General features: G+C 70.2%; 17 protein-coding genes. 3 read left to right on the top strand and 14 right to left on the bottom strand.

Going from position 1 to position 17685, the window contains the following annotated elements; all coding sequences use genetic code 11:
* Positions 1-97: 97 nt before the first annotated feature.
* The 6 genes from fabG to JI739_RS22465 form a co-directional block, all read right to left on the bottom strand.
* Positions 98-847 (bottom strand): 3-oxoacyl-ACP reductase FabG, encoded by a 750-nt coding sequence (fabG, locus tag JI739_RS22490; protein ID WP_201686256.1) that lies wholly within the window; start codon positions 845-847, stop codon positions 98-100.
* The gene (gene fabD, locus JI739_RS22485) at positions 844-1794 is read right to left on the bottom strand and encodes an ACP S-malonyltransferase (protein WP_201686255.1); all 951 of its coding nucleotides are present in this window, start codon (positions 1792-1794) and stop codon (positions 844-846) included. The genes fabG and fabD overlap by 4 nt, the downstream gene beginning before the upstream one ends.
* A gap of 69 nt (positions 1795-1863) precedes the next feature.
* Positions 1864-2841 carry a beta-ketoacyl-ACP synthase III gene (locus tag JI739_RS22480; protein WP_201686254.1) on the bottom strand — a complete coding sequence of 326 codons (978 nt, stop codon included), beginning with the start codon at positions 2839-2841 and terminating at the stop codon, positions 1864-1866.
* 12 nt (positions 2842-2853) lie between these two features.
* On the bottom strand, positions 2854-3918 hold the full coding sequence (plsX, locus tag JI739_RS22475) for a phosphate acyltransferase PlsX (protein ID WP_201686253.1): 1065 nt from the start codon (positions 3916-3918) through the stop codon (positions 2854-2856).
* Between the two features lie 132 nt (positions 3919-4050).
* Positions 4051-4233, bottom strand: coding sequence for a 50S ribosomal protein L32 (rpmF, locus tag JI739_RS22470; RefSeq protein WP_201686252.1), 183 nt, complete (start codon positions 4231-4233; stop codon positions 4051-4053).
* A 151-nt stretch (positions 4234-4384) separates the two neighbouring features.
* Positions 4385-4927 carry a YceD family protein gene (locus tag JI739_RS22465; RefSeq protein ID WP_201686251.1) on the bottom strand — a complete coding sequence of 181 codons (543 nt, stop codon included), beginning with the start codon at positions 4925-4927 and terminating at the stop codon, positions 4385-4387.
* Positions 4928-4952: 25 nt separating this feature from the next.
* On the opposite strand from JI739_RS22465, the gene JI739_RS22460 reads away from it, so the two are divergent.
* Positions 4953-5561, top strand: a complete 609-nt coding sequence (locus JI739_RS22460; protein WP_201686250.1) for a Maf family nucleotide pyrophosphatase — start codon at positions 4953-4955, stop codon at positions 5559-5561.
* Positions 5558-6325 carry an SAM-dependent methyltransferase gene (locus JI739_RS22455; RefSeq protein WP_201686249.1) on the top strand — a complete coding sequence of 256 codons (768 nt, stop codon included), beginning with the start codon at positions 5558-5560 and terminating at the stop codon, positions 6323-6325. The genes JI739_RS22460 and JI739_RS22455 overlap by 4 nt, the downstream gene beginning before the upstream one ends.
* 24 nt (positions 6326-6349) lie before the next feature.
* On the opposite strand, the gene sppA is transcribed toward JI739_RS22455, so the two are convergent.
* The 4 genes from sppA to JI739_RS22435 are packed head-to-tail and all read right to left on the bottom strand — an operon-like array spanning position 6350 to position 9383.
* The gene (sppA, locus tag JI739_RS22450) at positions 6350-7348 is read right to left on the bottom strand and encodes a signal peptide peptidase SppA (RefSeq protein ID WP_236589980.1); all 999 of its coding nucleotides are present in this window, start codon (positions 7346-7348) and stop codon (positions 6350-6352) included.
* Between the two features lie 7 nt (positions 7349-7355).
* The gene (locus tag JI739_RS22445) at positions 7356-7718 is read right to left on the bottom strand and encodes a Rieske (2Fe-2S) protein (protein WP_354003783.1); all 363 of its coding nucleotides are present in this window, start codon (positions 7716-7718) and stop codon (positions 7356-7358) included.
* Positions 7719-7732: 14 nt separating this feature from the next.
* Positions 7733-8392 carry an HAD family hydrolase gene (locus tag JI739_RS22440; RefSeq protein ID WP_201686248.1) on the bottom strand — a complete coding sequence of 220 codons (660 nt, stop codon included), beginning with the start codon at positions 8390-8392 and terminating at the stop codon, positions 7733-7735.
* A complete protein-coding gene (locus tag JI739_RS22435; RefSeq protein WP_201686247.1) occupies positions 8373-9383 on the bottom strand; it encodes an RluA family pseudouridine synthase in 1011 nt (336 codons plus the stop codon). The genes JI739_RS22440 and JI739_RS22435 overlap by 20 nt, the downstream gene beginning before the upstream one ends.
* 528 nt (positions 9384-9911) lie before the next feature.
* Between JI739_RS22435 and JI739_RS22430 the strand changes: the two genes are divergently transcribed.
* Entirely contained in the window at positions 9912-13283 is a 3372-nt protein-coding gene (locus JI739_RS22430; RefSeq protein ID WP_201686246.1) for an Rne/Rng family ribonuclease, read from the top strand.
* Between the two features lie 149 nt (positions 13284-13432).
* Here JI739_RS22430 and JI739_RS22425 read toward each other — a convergent pair whose 3' ends face one another.
* The 4 genes from JI739_RS22425 to hemC form a co-directional block, all read right to left on the bottom strand.
* Positions 13433-14686: a heme biosynthesis HemY N-terminal domain-containing protein gene (locus JI739_RS22425; RefSeq protein WP_201686245.1), complete on the bottom strand. Its 1254-nt coding sequence runs from the start codon at positions 14684-14686 to the stop codon at positions 13433-13435.
* Between the two features lie 201 nt (positions 14687-14887).
* A complete protein-coding gene (locus tag JI739_RS22420) occupies positions 14888-15946 on the bottom strand; it encodes a uroporphyrinogen-III C-methyltransferase (protein ID WP_201686244.1) in 1059 nt (352 codons plus the stop codon).
* Entirely contained in the window at positions 15943-16704 is a 762-nt protein-coding gene (locus JI739_RS22415; protein WP_435531636.1) for a uroporphyrinogen-III synthase, read from the bottom strand. Before JI739_RS22415 ends, JI739_RS22420 begins: the two co-directional genes overlap by 4 nt.
* 5 nt (positions 16705-16709) lie before the next feature.
* Entirely contained in the window at positions 16710-17672 is a 963-nt protein-coding gene (gene hemC / locus JI739_RS22410) for a hydroxymethylbilane synthase (RefSeq protein ID WP_201686243.1), read from the bottom strand.
* Positions 17673-17685 lie beyond the last annotated feature (13 nt).

Raw genomic sequence — 17685 nt, 5'->3', positions numbered from 1 at the left:
CATGCGATCGCGGGCCACCGCAGAACCGGCTTGGCCGGGCCGCTGGTGGCGCCCCTCGAGCGGAGGCGCCGAAGGCGCTTCGGGGTGGACTTTCACTTCAGGCCATGAACATGCCGCCGTTGACGTGCAGCTCCTGTCCCGTGACGTAGCCCGCCTGCGGTGACGCCAGGAAGGCGACCGCGTGGGCGACGTCATCGGGACGTCCGAGATGGCCCAGCGGAATCTGGCTGAGCAGCGCCTCCTGCTGCTGGGGCGGCAGGGCAGCGGTCATGTCGGTGGCGATGAAACCCGGCGCCACGCAATTGACGGTGATGTGGCGGCTGCCGAGCTCACGCGCGAGCGCGCGGGTCATGCCGGCCACGCCGGCCTTGGCGGCCGCGTAGTTGGCCTGCCCGGCATTGCCGGAAGCGCCCACCACCGAGGTGATGCTGATGATGCGGCCGTAGCGCTGCTTCATCATCGTTCGCATGACGGCGCGGCTCATACGGAAGACGGCCTTGAGGTTGGTGTCGAGCACCGCATCCCAGTCCTCGTCCTTCAGCCGCATGGCCAGGGTGTCACGCGTGATGCCGGCGTTGTTCACCAGCACGTGCAGCGCGCCCTTGTCCTTGACGATGCCTTCCACCAGGGCCTCGGCGGCGGCGCCATCGTTCACGTCGAGCCGGGCTCCGCGGCAGTCGGCATGCGATGCGAGCGCCTGGCTGATGCGCTCGGCCCCCTCATCCGTCGTGGCGGTACCGATCACCTGGAGCCCGCGCTGCGCAAGTTCGGCGGCGATGGCAGCGCCGATACCGCGCGAGGCGCCCGTGACCAGGGCGACCTGGCCGGCAAATTCCGGAGTGTTCATTGGAGGCTGCCTTTCAGGTCGGCCAGGGTGGTGGGATCGTGCAGTGCGAGGCCGGTCAAGCTGGGATCGATGCGCTTGCACAGGCCGGCCAGCACCTTGCCGGGCCCGCATTCGACGACGGTGGAGATGCCCAGCGCCTGCACCGCGCGCATGCACTGGACCCAACGCACCGGCCCGAACGCCTGGCGGTAGAGCGCGTCGCGAATGCGATCGGGATTGCTCTGCGCCTCGACGTCGATGTTGTTCAGGACCGGAATGGCCGGTGGCCGGATGGCCGTTGCCGCAAGCTTCTCGCGCAGTCGGTCTGCGGCCGGCTTCATCAGGCTGGAGTGGAACGGGGCCGACACCGGCAGCGGGAGTGCGCGCTTGGCACCCTGGGCCTTGAGCAGCTCGCAGGCCTTGTCCACACCGGCCCGGGTCCCGGCGATCACGGTCTGGGCCGGATCATTGAAGTTCACGGCTTCGACCACCTCGCGGGCATCGGCGGGGAAGGACGCGCCGGCCTCGGCGCAGCCCTGGATCACGCGTTCGGCTTCCATGCCAAGGATGGCCGCCATGGCGCCGGCGCCCACCGGCACGGCCTCCTGCATGGCTTGCGCCCGAAAGCGCACCAGCGGCGCCGCATCGGCGAGGGACAGCGCTCCCGCCGCCACCAAGGCCGAGTATTCGCCGAGCGAGTGGCCAGCCATGACCGCGGGCATGGGACCGCCCTCGGCCTGCCAGGCACGCCACGCCGCCACACCGGCGACCAGCATCGCCGGCTGGGTATTCGCCGTGAGGGCGAGGTCTTCCTTCGGGCCCTCGTGGATCAAGCGAGCGAGGTCCTGCCCCAGCGCATCGGAGGCCTCCTGCAGCACCTGGCGCACAGCCGGATGGTCACCCCAGGCATCGAGCATGCCCACGGACTGCGAACCCTGCCCGGGAAATACGAACGCGAACGGTTTCATGAATGAGTGCCGTACAACAAAAACAACCGAAGAGGCGGCGCGAGCTTTGCGGGTGGCGGACGCCCTGCCCTAGTAATCGAGCAGGACCGCGCCCCAGGTGAAGCCGCCGCCCACACCTTCGAGCATGACGGTGTCGCCCCGCTTCACCTGCCCCCCGCGGACCGCCGCGTCCAGGGCCAGCGGGATCGAGGCGGCCGAGGTGTTGCCGTGCTCATCGACCGTGACGACCACCTTGTCCATGGGCAGTTTCAACTTGCGCGCCGTGCCTTGCATGATCCGTATGTTGGCCTGGTGGGGGATGAGCCAGTCGATGTCCGACTCCTGCCGACCTGCCTTCGCCAAGGTGGTACGCGCGGCCGATTCGAGGACACCCACGGCCAGCTTGAACACGGCCTGCCCGTCCATGCGCAGCAGTGGCGAGCCGGTCGCCACGCCCCCGCTGACACTACCGGGCACGCACAGGATGCCGGCATGCCGGCCATCGGCATGCAGGTCGCTCGCCAGCAGGCCAGGCGTCTCGGACGCCTCGAGCACCACCGCGCCGGCCCCGTCGCCGAAGAGCACGCAGGTCGTTCGGTCGTTGAAGTCGAGGATGCGCGAGAACACCTCGGCGCCGACCACCAGCGCGCGCTGCGCGGTGCCCGCCTTGATCAGGGCGTCGGCGACGGTCAGCGCGTAGACGAAGCCGCTGCACACGGCCTGCACGTCGAAGGCGGGGCAGCCCACGATGCCCAGCTTGTTCTGCAGCAGGCAGGCCGCCGACGGAAACACCATGTCCGGGGTGGAGGTGGCGACGATGATCAGGTCGATGTCGGCGGCGGTGATGCCCGCGGCCTCGATCGCGTGGCGCGCGGCCGGAACGGCCAGGTCGCTGGTAGTCACGTCCGCGGCTGCGAAGTGGCGGGCCCGGATACCGGTGCGCTCGACGATCCACTCGTCCGAGGTCTCGATGCCGCGCGTGGCGAGGTCAGCGGCCAGTTCGGCATTGGTGACGCGGCGCGGGGGCAGGTAGCTGCCGGTTCCGGCGATGCGGGAAAAGCGTGTCATGGAGTGATGTGTTCAGCTCGCTGCCGCTGCTTCGGCCTGGTGGCCACCACCAGCCGCCGGGACCTCTCCCACCAGCAGCGGCCGGGCGTGAGCGATCCGCGTCTGCACCCGTTCCAGCAGTTGATTGCGGGCCGCATCATACGCGCGGTTCAGTGCCTGGCCGAAGGCGAACTCGTCGGCCGAACCATGGCTCTTGAACACCAGCCCGCGCAGCCCCAGCAAGGCCGCTCCGTTATAGCGCCGGTAATCCACGCGACGCTTGAAGGCGGCAAGCACCGGATACGCCAGCACGGCCGCCAACCGCGTCAGCGGCGTGCGCGCGAACTCCTCCTTGAGGAAGCCGCCGATCATGGAAGCCAGCCCTTCGCTCGTCTTCAGCGCGACATTGCCCACGAAGCCGTCGCACACCACGATGTCGGTCGTGCCCTTGAAGATGTCGTTGCCCTCGACATTGCCGTGGAAGTTGAGGTCACCCGCCCGCGCCGCCGCGCGCAGCAGCTCGCCCGCGCGCTTGATCACTTCGCTTCCCTTGATGATCTCCTCGCCGATGTTCAGCAGACCGACCGAGGGCTGCTCCTCGTTGCGCAGGGCCGAGACCAGGGCCGACCCCATCACGGCGAACTGCAACAGGTGGTGCTCGGTGCAGTCCACGTTCGCTCCAAGGTCCAGGACCGTGGTGGCGCCGCCCTTGGCATTGGGCATGGGATAGGCGATCGCGGGGCGGTCAATGCCTTCCACCGTCTTGAGCAGGTAACGGGCCAGGGCCATCAGCGCCCCGGTGTTGCCGGCCGAGACGGCTGCCTGGGCCTGGCCGTCGCGCACCTGCTTCAGGGCCACGCGCATGGACGAATCCTTCTTCCGGCGCAGGGCCACCTCGACCGCATCGTCCATGGTCACCACCTCGGTGGCCGGCACCACGCGAGCCCGGTCATGGACGAACGACTGCAGATCTTCGGCGCGCCCGACCAGGAGCAACTCGGCATCGGGATGCTCGTCGAGGAAGCGGCGGCATGCGGGGAGCGTGACGCGGGGGCCATGGTCGCCCCCCATGCAATCGACAGCCAGGATAGTCGTCATGGACTCGAATGGTAGAGCTAAGCGGATCGATGGCCGACAGCGGCAGAACCGGGCGTCACGCGGCAAACGGCAAGGGCCCGGACCGCGCGAGCGGCACCGGGCCCTTGAGAGTGAATACGAAAGAGGAACGAATCAGGCGTCGTTCTTGGTCTTGAGGACCTTGCGACCACGGTAGTAGCCGTTGGGGCTGATGTGGTGACGCAGATGGGTTTCACCCGTGGTGGGCTCGACGGCGATACCCGGCACCGACAGCGCGTTGTGCGAACGGTGCATGCCCCGCTTGGAAGGCGACTTCTTGTTTTGCTGGACGGCCATGGAGGTCTCCTGGGAGAAAAAGCTCGGCTGTCACGAACAGCCGCGAGATGGGGTGGGAGGGCAACGCGCCGACTGGAATACGGGAGCCCGTACGGATGGCCTGACGCGCAAAAGCCCACGATTATAGCCCACGCCATCAGACCGCCTGGTCTCAGTGCGTACCGGGTCCCTTGAGCTTTCCCAGGATCGCGAACGGGTTCGACCTGGCCGGGACGCCAGCCTCTTCGGTCGCGGCGCCGAACGGCAGCGGCACCGGGCAGACTTCGTGCCTGGGCACCAGCGGGGACGCCATCAAGAGTTCATCCTCGATCAGCGCCAGCAGATCGAAGGCGGGGCTGAGCACGAGCACGTCTTCTTCCGACTGGTCGTCCTCGGCCTGCGCGGTGCTCTCGTCGGCCACGAATCGGAACCACCGGTCGACCGCCACCGGCGTGTCCACTGGCGAGAGGCAGCGCTGGCAGGTCAGGCTCAATGGGGTGGAGGCCTCCAGGTGCAGCCAAACCTGCGGGTTGACGTGCTGCGAGTTTCGCAGCTCACCCCGCGCCCGCCAGGAAACGGGCCGATCCAGCCCGCGGCCTTCGGTCTCCGCCGCGAGCCGCTCACGCTGCCCCACCATTAGCGAGCCCGTGAGCTCCGCGCCCTCTTCAGCGAAGGCTTCGAGGTCCAGGCGTTGAGGGTTGAACTCCTTGGGCATCGCGGCAGTGTAAGAGAATCCCCCGATGCCCGAACCCCGATCCCCGCACCCCGGCCGCCCCATCGTGCTGGGCTCCACATCGCGCTATCGGCGCGAGCTGCTGGCTCGCCTGAACCTGCCGTTCGAAGTGGCCGCGCCCGAGGTGGACGAAACACCGCAGCCGGGCGAGATCCCCGAGGCGCTCGCCCGGCGGCTGGCCCTGCAGAAGGCCCGGGCGGTTGCCGCTCGCTTTCCAGCCGCCGCCGTGATCGGGTCCGACCAGGTGGCGGACCTGGAGGGGCAAGCCCTGGGCAAGCCCGAGACGCACGAGCGGGCGGTCGAGCAACTGCGGCGGATGCGCGGCTGCACGGTGGTGTTCCAGACCGCGGTGGCGGTGGTGTGCCTGGAGACCGGCTTCGAATCACTCGACCTGGCTGCCGTGCGGGTTCGTTTCCGCGACCTCTCCGACCCGGAGATCGAGAGCTACCTGCGAGCCGAGCAGCCCTACGACTGCGCCGGCAGTGCCAAGAGTGAAGGCCTGGGCATCGCCCTGCTCGAGCGCATCGACAACGACGATCCCACGGCGTTGGTGGGCCTGCCCCTGATCCGCACCTGCCGCATGCTGCGCGATGCCGGCGTGAAGCTGCTCGCATGACCGCTGGCCATCCCATCGGGCAGCTGATCCTGGTTCCGACACCGCTGGACTTCGGCTGCGAAGCACAAGCGGAGATCACCGACGTGCTGCCGGCCGCCACCCTCGCAGCGTCCGCGCGCCTGACGCACTGGGTCTGCGAGAACGCCAAGAGTGCGCGCGCGTTCCTCAAGCGCGTGTCGGCCAGCCATCCCCTGGCGCTCCCCCTGCAGGAGCAGCACATCGTCGAGTTGCCCCGCGAGCTGCACAAGAAGGGCGACACCGGCGTCGGCTTCGACGGGCGCGACCTGCTTCGGCCTGCCCTGCAGGGACACGACATCGGCCTGCTCAGCGAAGCCGGCATGCCGGCGGTGGCCGATCCGGGTGCGTCGGTGGTGCGCTGTGCACACGAGCTGGGAGTGGCGGTCGTGCCCCTGGTGGGCCCCTCCTCCTTGCTGCTGGCTTTGGCCGCCAGCGGACTCAACGGCCAGAACTTCGCCTTCGTGGGTTACCTGCCGCAGGACGCGGCGGACCGCCAGCAGCGCCTTCGAGAGCTGGAGGCCCTGGCGCTCCGGTCGGGCCAGACCCAGCTGTTCATCGAAACGCCGTATCGCAACGTGGCCCTGCTGCAGGCACTGTTACGCGCCCTGCAGCCCACGACCCGCCTGTCGATCAGCAGCGGACTCACGCTGGCTGCCGCGCGCACCCGCAGTGCCCCGGTGAAGGCCTGGCGCCAGGCGCCGCCCGAAGCACCGGAGGGGCCGGCCGTCTTCGCCATCGGCCGCTGAGGTCGGGCGGCCAGCTTCGTGGGCTTACCGCAGGGCCGACGTGGCCTGCAGTGCGCGAACCGCCCCTGCGCCGATCGCGGCACCGAAACGCCCCGCCAGGCGCTCGGCCAGGTTCTGGCGGCGGGTGTAGTCCACCACTTCCTCGGCCTTGAGCACCTCGCGGGCGACGTAATCGACGCTGCCCAGCTGGTCGACCAAGCCCATGTCGATCGCCTGGGCGCCGGTCCAGAACAGCCCCGAGAACAGCTCGGGCGATTCCTTCAGGCGCTTGCCACGGCCCGCTTTCACCACGTCGATGAACTGTGCATGCACCTGCTGCAGCATCTGCTCCGCGAAGTCCCGCTCCTGCGGCGTCAGTGGCCGGAACGGATCCAGGAAGCCCTTGTGTTCTCCCGCGGTGATGAGACGCCGCTCGACGCCCAGCTTTTCCATGAGGCCGGTGAAGCCGAACCCATCCATCAGCACGCCGATGCTGCCGACGATGCTGGCCTTGTCCACGTAGATGCGATCGGCCGCGACGGCGATGTAGTAGGCGGCCGAAACGCACGACTCCTCGACCACCGCATACACCGGCTTCTTGTGCTTTTCGCGCAGGCGGTTCAGCTCGTCATTGATGATGCCCGCCTGCACCGGGCTGCCGCCTGGTGAGTTGATCAGCAGCACCACTCCCTGGGCGCCGGCGTCTTCGAACGCGCTGCGCAGCGAGGCCACCACGTTGTCGGCGCTGGTTTCCTCATCCGAAGAGATCGCGCCCTTGATCTCGACCAGGGCCGTGTGCGGCAGCGACTTGGTCGCGCTGCTGGGAGATCCCCGATACAGCAAGGTCCAGACCAGGAACACCAGGAACACCAGCCAGGCCAGGCGCAAGCCGATGCGCCAGCGGCGAGCGGAGCGCTGCTCTGCCAGCGTGGCCAGCATCACCCGCTCGATCGTGCCGCGCTCCCAACCCGACTCGGGGGAAGCGGCGGCGCTCGCGGGGATGGGGCGAGCCGTGGGCTCGTCGGGTGGCAGGGGGTCGCTCATGGAAGACTCAGAACTCGAAAGGTTGGAGGTTGAAAGCAGTATGCCAGCGCACCACGCCGTCCTGCTCGGTCACGCCGATCTTCACCAGCCCACCCCGGCAGGGTCCGCCGGCGCAGGCCCCGGTGTCGGGCCGGTACGCGGCGCCGTGCGAGCCGCACAGCAGCCACTGGCCCGTGTCGTCGAAAAACCGGTTGGGTTGCCAGTCCATCTCCATCGCCACGTGGCTGCAACGATTGAGGTAGGCATGCACCTGTCCCTGCCAGCGGATCGCGAAGGCACGGCAGGTCTGGCCGCCGTAGACCACGTCGAAGGGCACGGCCAGGCCGCCGTCCACGAGATCCACCGAGGCGCACAGGGCAACGAGCGACACGGACAAGGCCTCCTTCAGGCGTTGGCGAGCAGCCAGTCGTGCAGCTCGCGCACCGAGTGCACCACCTGCACGGCGCCCAGCGCATGAAATTCGTCGATCTCGTGCGCGCCCCAGCCCACGCCCACGCTGGCGCAGCCGGCGTTGCGAGCCATCTGCAGGTCATGCGTGGTGTCTCCGATCATCAGCGTGCGCTCCGGGGCAACGCCGAACTCCTCCATCAGCTCGAGCAGCATGCGCGGATGAGGCTTGCCCGCCGTCTCGTCGGCCGTGCGCGAGCCGTCGAACACGCCGTGCAACTCGGCCGTATGCAGGGCCTCGTCCAAGCCGCGGCGCGACTTGCCGGTGGCAACCGCCAGCCAGTGGTGGCGCGCGCGCAGCTCATGGAGCAGCGGCAGCACGCCGGCGAAAAGGCTGAGATCGTTCTGGTGCGCGGCGTAGTGATGGCGATAGCGCGCGCCCAACCGGGGGTAGAGCGCCGGGTCGACGTCGGGCGCGGCATGGGCCAGTGCCTCGGCCAGGCTCATGCCGATCACATAGGCAGCCGCCTGGTCGGTGGGCATGGCCCCGCCGACGTCCACCACGGCTCGCTGGATGCAGCGAACGATGATGGCGGTGGAATCGAACAGGGTGCCATCCCAATCGAAGGCGATCAGGTCAAACGCGCGGGGTCGCATGGACGGACTGGGACTCGACGAAAGACTGAAGCTCGGGCGCGAGGGGCGCGAGCAACTCGATCCGTTCGGCGCTCGCGGGGTGGTCGAACTGTAACCGCCACGCATGCAGGAACATCCGACGCAGACCGTGGCGCTGCAGCGCCTTGTTCAACTCGAAATCGCCGTACTTGTCGTCGCCCAGGATCGGATGCTCCTGCGACGCCAGGTGCACCCGGATCTGGTGGGTGCGGCCGGTCCGGATGGTGACTTCTAGCAGGCTGGCCCGTCCCGGCTGCAGCACCAGCGGCAGCTCGCGCTGTACTTTCACCAGCGTGATGGCCCGCATGCCATCGGGATCGTCGGCGGCCACCACGCGAACCCGGCGCTCGCCGTCGGCCTGCAGGTATTTGTGCAGCGGCAGGTCGATCACCTTGCGCCGTGCCGGCCAGGCGCCGCGCACCAGGGCGAGGTAGGTCTTGCCGGTCTCGCGTTCGCGGAACTGGTCCTGCAGCCGCACCAGCGCCGAGCGGCGTTTGGCCACCAGCAGGATGCCCGAAGTCTCGCGGTCGATGCGGTGCACCAGCTCCAGGAACTTCGCCTGCGGCCGGGCGCGCCGCAGCTGCTCGATCACCCCGAAGCTCACGCCGCTGCCACCGTGCACGGCCACCCCGGCCGGCTTGTCCAGGGCCAGCAGGTGCTCGTCCTCGAACAGCAGCGGGAACTCGCGGGCCGGGGCAGGGCGGTCGGTGTCGATCGATGGACGTTCGGCCACGCGCACGGGAGGCACGCGCACCACGTCGCCGCCGGCGACCCGGGTGTCGGCCGCGGCACGCGCGCGGTTCACCCGCACCTCGCCGCTGCGGATGATCCGGTACACATGGGTCTTGGGCACCCCCTTGAGATGCCGGATGAGGAAGTTGTCCAGCCGTTGCCCGGCGGATTCTTCGTCGACCTGCAGGTGCCGGACCTGCGTGGGTCCGGCCCCTTCGGTGCCCCCTATAATCAGTTTCACTGGCGCACCGCGTAACTGGTTGATTTTTCTCGGAGTTTATTCCACTGACCAGAGCGGCTCGCCAGAGGTCGATGCCCCTGGCGTTGTCCGGCGGGAGAGTCACCAGCCGAATGCTCGTGATGGCCCGCCGCAGCGACAGCGCAGCGAGACTTCGAAGCACCGATACGGAATACAAGCCTGGCAGCCCTGCCGCTTCCAGGCGGATTGAAGCGAGAACACCTGTGTTGATGGCGATGCTGCAAGTGATGTGGCCGAGGCTGCTGAGCCCGGCCAGCGGCGTGCCATCCCCGGCCCCGTCCACGCGCGCCGATACCCCAGGCGCCGCACCGGCGGCCGTTCACCAGGGGCGCCCACCCGGCCGCCAGCTCCTCGCACCCATCCATGCGCCCCGGCCATGCCGACCGACATTGCGCTCGGCCGGCACAGCCACCTAGGCAATTCCCTTCGCTTCGGAGCCGAGCCCGGCATCGTGGATCCAGCGCCCCAGGCGCCGGATCGTTCGGTGTTAGACAACCAAGAGGTGACGCGATGAAGCGTATGCTGATCAATGCCACGCAGGCCGAAGAGCGCCGGCTGGCCATCGTCGACGGACAGAAGCTCCTCGACTACGAAATCGAGATCGAAGGGCGCGAACAGCGCAAGGGCAACATCTACAAGGCCGTGGTGACGCGGGTCGAGCCCAGCCTCGAAGCCTGCTTCGTCGACTACGGGGAAGACCGTCACGGCTTCCTGCCCTTCAAGGAAATCTCCAAGCAGTTCTTCCAGTCGGGCTCGGGCCCGGTCTCGCAGGCCCGCATCAGCGACGTGATCCGCGAAGGCCAGGAACTGCTGGTGCAGGTCGAGAAGGAAGAGCGCGGCAACAAGGGCGCCGCGCTCACCACCTTCATCTCGCTGGCCGGCCGTTACGTCGTGCTCATGCCCAACAACCCGCGCGGCGGCGGCGTGAGCCGGCGCATCGAAGGGGACGACCGGGCCGAGCTCAAGGAGGCGATGGACCAGCTCGAGTATCCCAACGGCATGTCCATCATCGCGCGCACCGCCGGCATCGGCCGCAGCGCACCCGAGCTCCAGTGGGACCTCAACTACCTGCTCAAACTCTGGAACGCCATCGACGGCGCCGCCAAGGGCGGCAAGGGCGCCTTCCTGATCTACCAGGAGTCCTCGCTCGTCATCCGCGCCATCCGTGACTACTTCAACCAGGACGTCGGCGACATCCTGATCGACACGGACGACATCTACGAGCAGGCCCAGCAGTTCATGGCCCACGTGATGCCGGAGCATGCGACCAAGGTCAAGCGCTACCGTGACGACGCGCCGCTGTTCAGCCGGTTCCAGATCGAGCACCAGATCGAGTCCGCCTACGCCCGCGAGGTCAAGCTCCCCTCGGGCGGCGTGGTCGTGATCGACCACACCGAGGCGTTGGTCTCCATCGACGTCAACTCGGCTCGCGCCATCAAGGGCGGCGACATCGAGGAAACCGCCACCCGCACCAACCTGGAGGCCGCCGACGAAGTGGCGCGCCAGATGCGGCTGCGCGACCTGGGTGGGCTGATCGTCATCGACTTCATCGACATGGAGGAGTCGAAGAACCGCCGCGAGGTCGAGAACCGCCTGCGCGACGCGCTGCGCCAGGACCGCGCGCGCGTGCAGTTCGGCACCATCAGCAAGTTCGGCCTCATGGAGATGAGCCGCCAGCGGCTGCGCCCTGCCCTGTCCGAAGGCGCCTCCATTCCGTGCCCCCGCTGCGGTGGCCACGGCCACATCCGCGACACCGAAAGCTCGGCCCTTCAGATCCTGCGGATCATCCAGGAAGAGTCCATGAAGGACAGCACCGCCGCCGTGCACGTGCAGGTGCCGGTCGAAGTCGCCTCGTTCCTGCTCAACGAGAAGCGCACCGAGATCGCCAAGATCGAGCTGAAGCAGCGCATCAGCGTGATCATGATCCCCAACAAGTCGCTGGACACGCCGCACTACAAGCTCGAGCGACTCAAGCACGACGACCCCCGGCTCGACAGCCTCGCGGCCAGCTACCACATGGCCGTCGAGATCGAAGATCCCACCACCGTCACCCGCCGCTCGCAGGAGCGCACCAACCGGCAGGAACCCGTCATCAAGGGCGTGCTGCCCGACGCGCCCGCCCCCATCGCCCCGCCCAAGCCCGAGCCGGTGAAGGCCGCGCCCGCACAACCGGCCGCAGCGCCGATGCGCGCCCGCACCCCCGCGGCTGCGCCGCCGGCCGAGCACGGCTTCATGGGCTGGCTCAAGGCCCTTTTCGGCGTCAACGCGCCGGCGCCCGCGCAGCCCGTCGCACCGGCCGCGCCCGCCGGCTCGGACCGGGCGGAGAAGGCCGAGCGACCTGACCGCGGCGAAGGCCGCGGCCGTGGCCGTGGCCGTGGGCGGGGCGGCGAAGGCCGCGAAGGCCGCACCGGCGAAGGCCGCACCGGCGAGGCTCGCACCACGCCGGCCGGTGAAACGGCCGAGGCGGCCGGCGCACCGCGCGAAGCACGCGAGGGACGCGGACGCGGCGGCCGGGGTGATCGTGAGAGCCGCGAACCGCGCGACGGCCGCGGCCGCGACAACCGTGAGCCGCGCGAAGCACGCGAGCCACGCGAAGGCCGTGAACCGCGCGAGGCCCGTGAAGCTCGCGAAGGCCGTGAACCGCGCGAGGCCCGTGAAGCTCGCGAAGGCCGTGAACCGCGCGAGGCCCGTGAAGCTCGCGAAGGCCGTGAGCCACGCGAGGCCCGTGAACCGCGCGAGGCCCGTGAAGCTCGCGAGGGCCGTGAACCGCGCGATGCCCGTGAACCACGCGAAGGCCGTGAACCACGCGAAGGCCGTGAGCCACGCGAGGCCCGTGAAGCTCGCGAAGGCCGTGAGCCACGCGAGGCCCGTGAACCGCGCGAAGGCCGCGAAGGCCGTGAGCCGCGTGAGGCACGCGAGCTGACCGCTGGCGCCGAAGTTCGTGAACCGCGGCCGCCGCGGCAGCCGCGCGAACCGCGCGAGGCCCGTGAGCCGCGCGAGGACCGCGAGGACCGCGAGGAGCGCGAGAGCCGCGACCCGCGCGAGGACCGCGAAGCCAAGGCCTTGCCCGCCGCAGACGCCCTTGCCTTCTCACCCGAGAACGCGCCGCCGGCGCCCGAGCAAGCCGAAGGCCGTCGCGAGCGTGGTGAAGGTCGGCGCGAGCGGGGCGAAGGCCGTCGGGATCGCAACCGCGAAGCTCGCCCTGCGGAAGCCGTCGAGGCCCAGCCCCTGCCGGCGGACGACAGCACCACCATCACCCACGCGGACATCGAACTGGTCCAGCCCGGGCAGGAAGCCGCGGCCGAACAGGACCTGACCGCCGGCACCACCGCCGATGCCGCCGAGCCCCGGCGCGATCGCCGGTCCCGCGACCGGTATGGCCGTGAGCGCCGCGAGCGTGGGGAACGCGGCGAGCGTCCGCAGCGCGAGGAGAGCGATCAGCCCGTGGCAGCGCCCGGCGAGATCGTGGTCGAGATCGAACCCGCCCGCCCTCGCTACGCCACCGGCTTCGTGTCCGAGGACGACACGGCCCAGGCAGCGGCCACGCCGGCGCCGGTGCAGGACCTGGCAGCCAGCCCCGCGGCGCCGGCAGCCGCACCCACGCAACCGACGGGCACTCAACTACCCAGGGTGCAGGCCTTCGAGCTGCCGATCTCCGAGTTGCAGCAGATCGCCGAAGGCTCCGGCCTGCAGTGGGTGAACTCGGACGCGCAAAAGGTCGCCGCCGTGCAGGCAGCCATTGCGTCCGAACCGCAGCCGCCCCGGGTACCGCGCGAGCGGCCCGCGCCGCTGGTGATCGAAGAAGGTCCGCTGGTGCTGGTCGAGACACGCCGCGACCTGGGCAAGATGCAGCTGCCGTCCGACCCCGGCAACACGCTCTGAGCGAGCGGCCAACCCTCCCGCCCGACGCTCCGCGCCGGGGGGCGGGCCAAAGCAAAAGGACGCCGGAGGGCGTCCTTTTTTCATGGCATCGGGGCTCGAAGCCTCGACGCGAACGGGCGGGCGGGTCCGCCCGCCGCGCGGCTCGGCGTCTACTCGCTCGCGGCCCGCTTCCAGGCCTGCGCCGCGGTCAAGGTGTCCCCACGGTCCTCGGCCAGGGCCGCCAGGGCGCGCCAGGCCTTGCGGTGCATCTGCGCGTCGCGAAGGCCCAAGGCCGCTTGCGTCAACAGCTGCTGGGCCTTGCCCCAGAGCTGGCGCTTCATGCATGCCATGCCCGACAGGTACTGCAGCAGCGGATCGCGAGGATTGGCGCGCTGGGCGGACTCGAAGCGCGCCAGCCAGGCCGCATCGATGGACTCCATGCCCTCTTCGAGCGCGTTCACCAGGCGCAGCTTGATGCCTTCGGGCAAGCTCTCGTAGCCCTCCCACACGGGTAGCAGCCACTGACGCGCCAGCTCGGCTTCGCCACCCATGGCGGTGACCCGCTGCGCCGCATGGATCGCCAACTCGGGCATCTGCCGCTCGGCCGGTTCCAGACGCGACCAGGCGCGCTGCAACTGCGCCATGTCATGTGCCTGGTTCAGCAGGTCGGTGGCCAGGCCGCGGACGATGCTGTGCGCCGCCGCCGGCGAGAACGCCCGGTGCTTGGCCAGCAGCCGTGCCGTCTCCAGGGCCTGTTCGGTCTGCTGCTCCAGGCGGGCGGCCTTGAGCTTCATGCGCAAGGCCAGCGTGCGGCGGGCCGCGCCCTGGGGCAGCTCGGCCAGCCACGCGTTGGCGGCCGGGGCGTCGCGCTCATCCAGGGACCAACGAGCCGCGCGCATCAGCGTTCCCTCGTACATGGCCACCGCGTCACGCGCGCCGGGCTGGTCCAGCGCGGCACGCAGGTGCTGCTCGCGCGCGGCACGATCCTGCAGGGACTGCGAGGCTTCCGCGGCCAGCAGGTGCAACAGCGAACGCAGCGGACCGGCGTGGCCCAGGCGCTCACCCGATGCCTCGAGCGACTCCTCCAGCACCAGCGCCGCCTCGGCCGCCTTGCGCGCGCGCAAGAACCGGCCGGCGGTGAGATGGGCCACGGCGTCCACCAGCATCACGTGCAGCGCTCGCTCCTTCTGCTGGTTGCGCCAGCGCAGGGCCTGGCGCGGCAGGTGGAACAGGGCCGACAAGGCACGCAGCGCGGCATGCAGCAGCACGAAGCCCGCCAGCAACAGCAGCAGCACCAGGTTCAGCGACAGGTCGATGCGCCACGGCGGCCAGAACAAGGTGACCGTGCCCTGGTTGTTGCCGGCGAACAGGGCCAGGCCGACGGCGACGCCGAACAGGGCCAGGAGCCAAAGGGCCGCGCGCATACTAGGCTCCCCCCCGAAGCGGCCTTCGGCCGCCCCCCCCCCAGGGGGGCGCCGCCAGCGGCCCGGCGAAGCCGGTTCCGCGGTGGCCCTCGAACGGCCTACCGCTGCGCGGTGGCTGGGCTGGGCGCTGTGCGTTGCGCGAAGGCCATCCGCAGCGGGGAACCGCTCGCCTACAAGTCGACGCGAAGTCTGCAGCCATGTTCACCGCCCCGCCGCCGTGGCGTCCAGCAGGGCCAGCGTCTCGTCGATGCGCGGCATCTCCACGCTGCGCAGCTGCACCTGCAGCTGCTGCAGGCTGGTCGCCATCGACTGGCTGCGCCGGCCGGCACTGAAGTACCGCTGCACCGATTGCTGCGCGCTGGCCAGGTCGGCGCGAGCCAGGTCGGGCAGGCGTGCCAGCAGCGACAGCCGGGCGTTCAGCAACTTGAGCTTGAGGTTTTCCCGCAGGAAGAAAGCCTGGTCGGGCGACACCAGCGCCGCCTCGGGCGCTTCGATCCGGCTGACCCGCACCAGGGCCCGTGCCTCTTCATGCAGCACGGCCAGCGCGCGCTCCCACCAGGGCGCCTCGCTCGCCGGAGCTTCGCGCCGGGTCTGCATCTGGAAGGCAGGCCCCACGCCATTGGCCACGGGCAGTTCGTCGGCCGCGCGGGCGAGCTCGTCCAGCCGCACCAGCAGCGCCGGCACGTCCGGCACGGTGGCCGCGCTGATGCGTTCGATGTCACGCTGGATGGCCGTGCGCACCCGCGCCAGCCGCGGCTGCGCGGCGCGGGCCAGGCGCTGCTCGGTGGACCGCAGCGCCGCCAGCAACGGCTCGGGGCTGAGGGCCAGCTGCGCCTGCTGCTGGGCCAGCCGCAGGGAAGACTCGATGTCCACCAGCAGGTTCTCGTCGCGCGAGCGCGAGAGGCTTTGCATCAGGTCGTCCAGTTGCGTGCGCTGCTGCGCCACTTCGGCCAGGCGGCTTTCATTGACCGCCTGCCGGGCCGCCGTTGCGCGAGCCAGCTCCTGGGCCTCGCGCGCCAGGGCCCGGGCCTCGATCGCCTGCGCGCCGGAATCCGCGCTCTGGCGGGCCAGCTGCTGTTCGATATGGCCGAGCCGCTGCCACAGCAGCAGGCTGGCGCCGAGAGCCAGCACGACGAGCACCAGCAAGGCATAAAGGACCGGTCGGCTGACCAGCACGCCGGCAGTCTGCGGCTGCAGCGCCGCATCGGTCGCGGCGGCCTGGGGCACGGGGCCGGTGGCGCCGGAAGGGGGAGCAGTCATGGCTGGGATTGTAGAAAGGCGAGCACAGCCTCCACGGTGGGCCGGACCTGCGCCACCTCGCCGAAGCCGGCCAACCGGGCCGCTTGCGCGATACGCGGATGGGTGCACAGGGCGCGCCAGGAGGCGCGGTCCGTGCCGGGCCCTGCGGCCACCAGGTTGGCGACTGCCTCGGAGCTGCTGAAAAGCCACCAGCCGGCGGCGGCATCGCCGGCCCGCGCCAGCTGCTGCGTGTCCAGGGCCGGCGCGCGTCGGCTGTAGCTGGCCACCTCGGTCACAGCGGCCCCGCGCTGGCGCAACTGCTCGACCAGCCACGGGCGGCCACTCGTCTGCCCCTGCGCATCCGCCCCCCGGACCACCAGCACCTGCGCGCCCGGCGCCACTTGGGCACTCACCAGCGGCCACAGGGCTTCGGAGTCGAACTGGGGTGCATCGGCACCCGGCACGTCGATGTGATCGCCGGGCACCCCGGCCGCTCGCAGCGCCGCCGCGGTGCCGGCGCCGGTGGCCCAGGCGCGGGGCCCGGTGGCCGGCCACAGGCCCGGTGCCGGCAGCAGGCCCTGCACCGCGTGCGCGCTCACGAACATCACCGCATCGAATTGCGCCAGGGCGGCACGGCACTGCGCCAGCGCCGCAGGATCGGGCGCGGGTGCGATCTCGATCAGCGGAAAGGCCTGCGCCGCGATGCCGCCGCGACGCAGCGCATCGACCCAGCGCGAGGCCTCCCGCGCCGGTCGGGTGACCCAGACCGAAGGTGCCACCGCGATCAGCGGGCGCCGCCGGCCCGCAATTGGGCCGCCGCCGCCGAACCCAGCGCGACCGCCTGTGCGAGCTCACCCACCTCGCCGCTCACCTGGACCCGCAGCAGCCCGCCGTCGGCCGCCTCGGGGTCACCCCAGGCCGCGTGCAGTTCGAGCTCGTTCGCTTGCTTGAAGCGGGCGAACGCCGCCAGTGGCATCGAGCAGCTGCCGCCCATGGCGCGACTCACCTCGCGCTCGGCGGCGACCGCCAGCCAGGTCGGCTGGTGCGCGAGGTCGGCCAGTGCCCGGGTCACGTCGGCACGTTCGCGCCGCACCTCGATGCCCAGTGCACCCTGCCCCGCGGCCGGCAGCATCTCCTGCGGCTCGAACACCTGGCGGATGCGCCCGGCCAGGCCGAGCCGCTTGAGTCCGGCGGCGGCCAGCACGATGGCTTCGTAGGCGCCGTCGTCGAGCTTGCGCAAGCGGGTGTCGAGGTTGCCGCGCAGCGGCTCGATGCGCAGGTCGGGCCGCAGGGCCTTCAGCAGCACCACGCGGCGCAGGCTGGAGGTGCCCACCACGCTGCCGGCGGGCAGGTCGGCCAGGCGATCGAAGCGGTTGGACACCAGCGCATCGCGCGGGTCCTCGCGTTCGAGCACGCAGGCCAGCTGGAAGCCCTCGGGCAGGTCCATGGGCACGTCCTTGAGCGAATGCACGGCCAGGTCGGCGCGCCCTTCTTCGAGGGCGACTTCCAGCTCCTTGACGAACAGGCCCTTGCCGCCGACCTTGCTCAGGCTGCGGTCCAGGATCTGGTCACCGCGCGTGGTCATGCCCAAGAGCCCGACGGGGTGGCCACGCGCCTGCAGCAGCGATTGCACGTGTCCGGCCTGCCAAAGCGCCAGGCGGCTCTCGCGCGTGGCGATCACGAATTTGCTCAAGTTGGGAACCTCTGCCAGAGGAGAAAAAGCGGGGGAAGCCGGCGATGCTAGCATGCGCCCTGCCGAA

Source organism: Ramlibacter aurantiacus, assembly GCF_016722895.1.
Taxonomy (GTDB): Bacteria; Pseudomonadota; Gammaproteobacteria; order Burkholderiales; family Burkholderiaceae_C; genus Ramlibacter; species Ramlibacter aurantiacus.
This window is presented reverse-complemented; position numbering and strand designations above follow the sequence as displayed.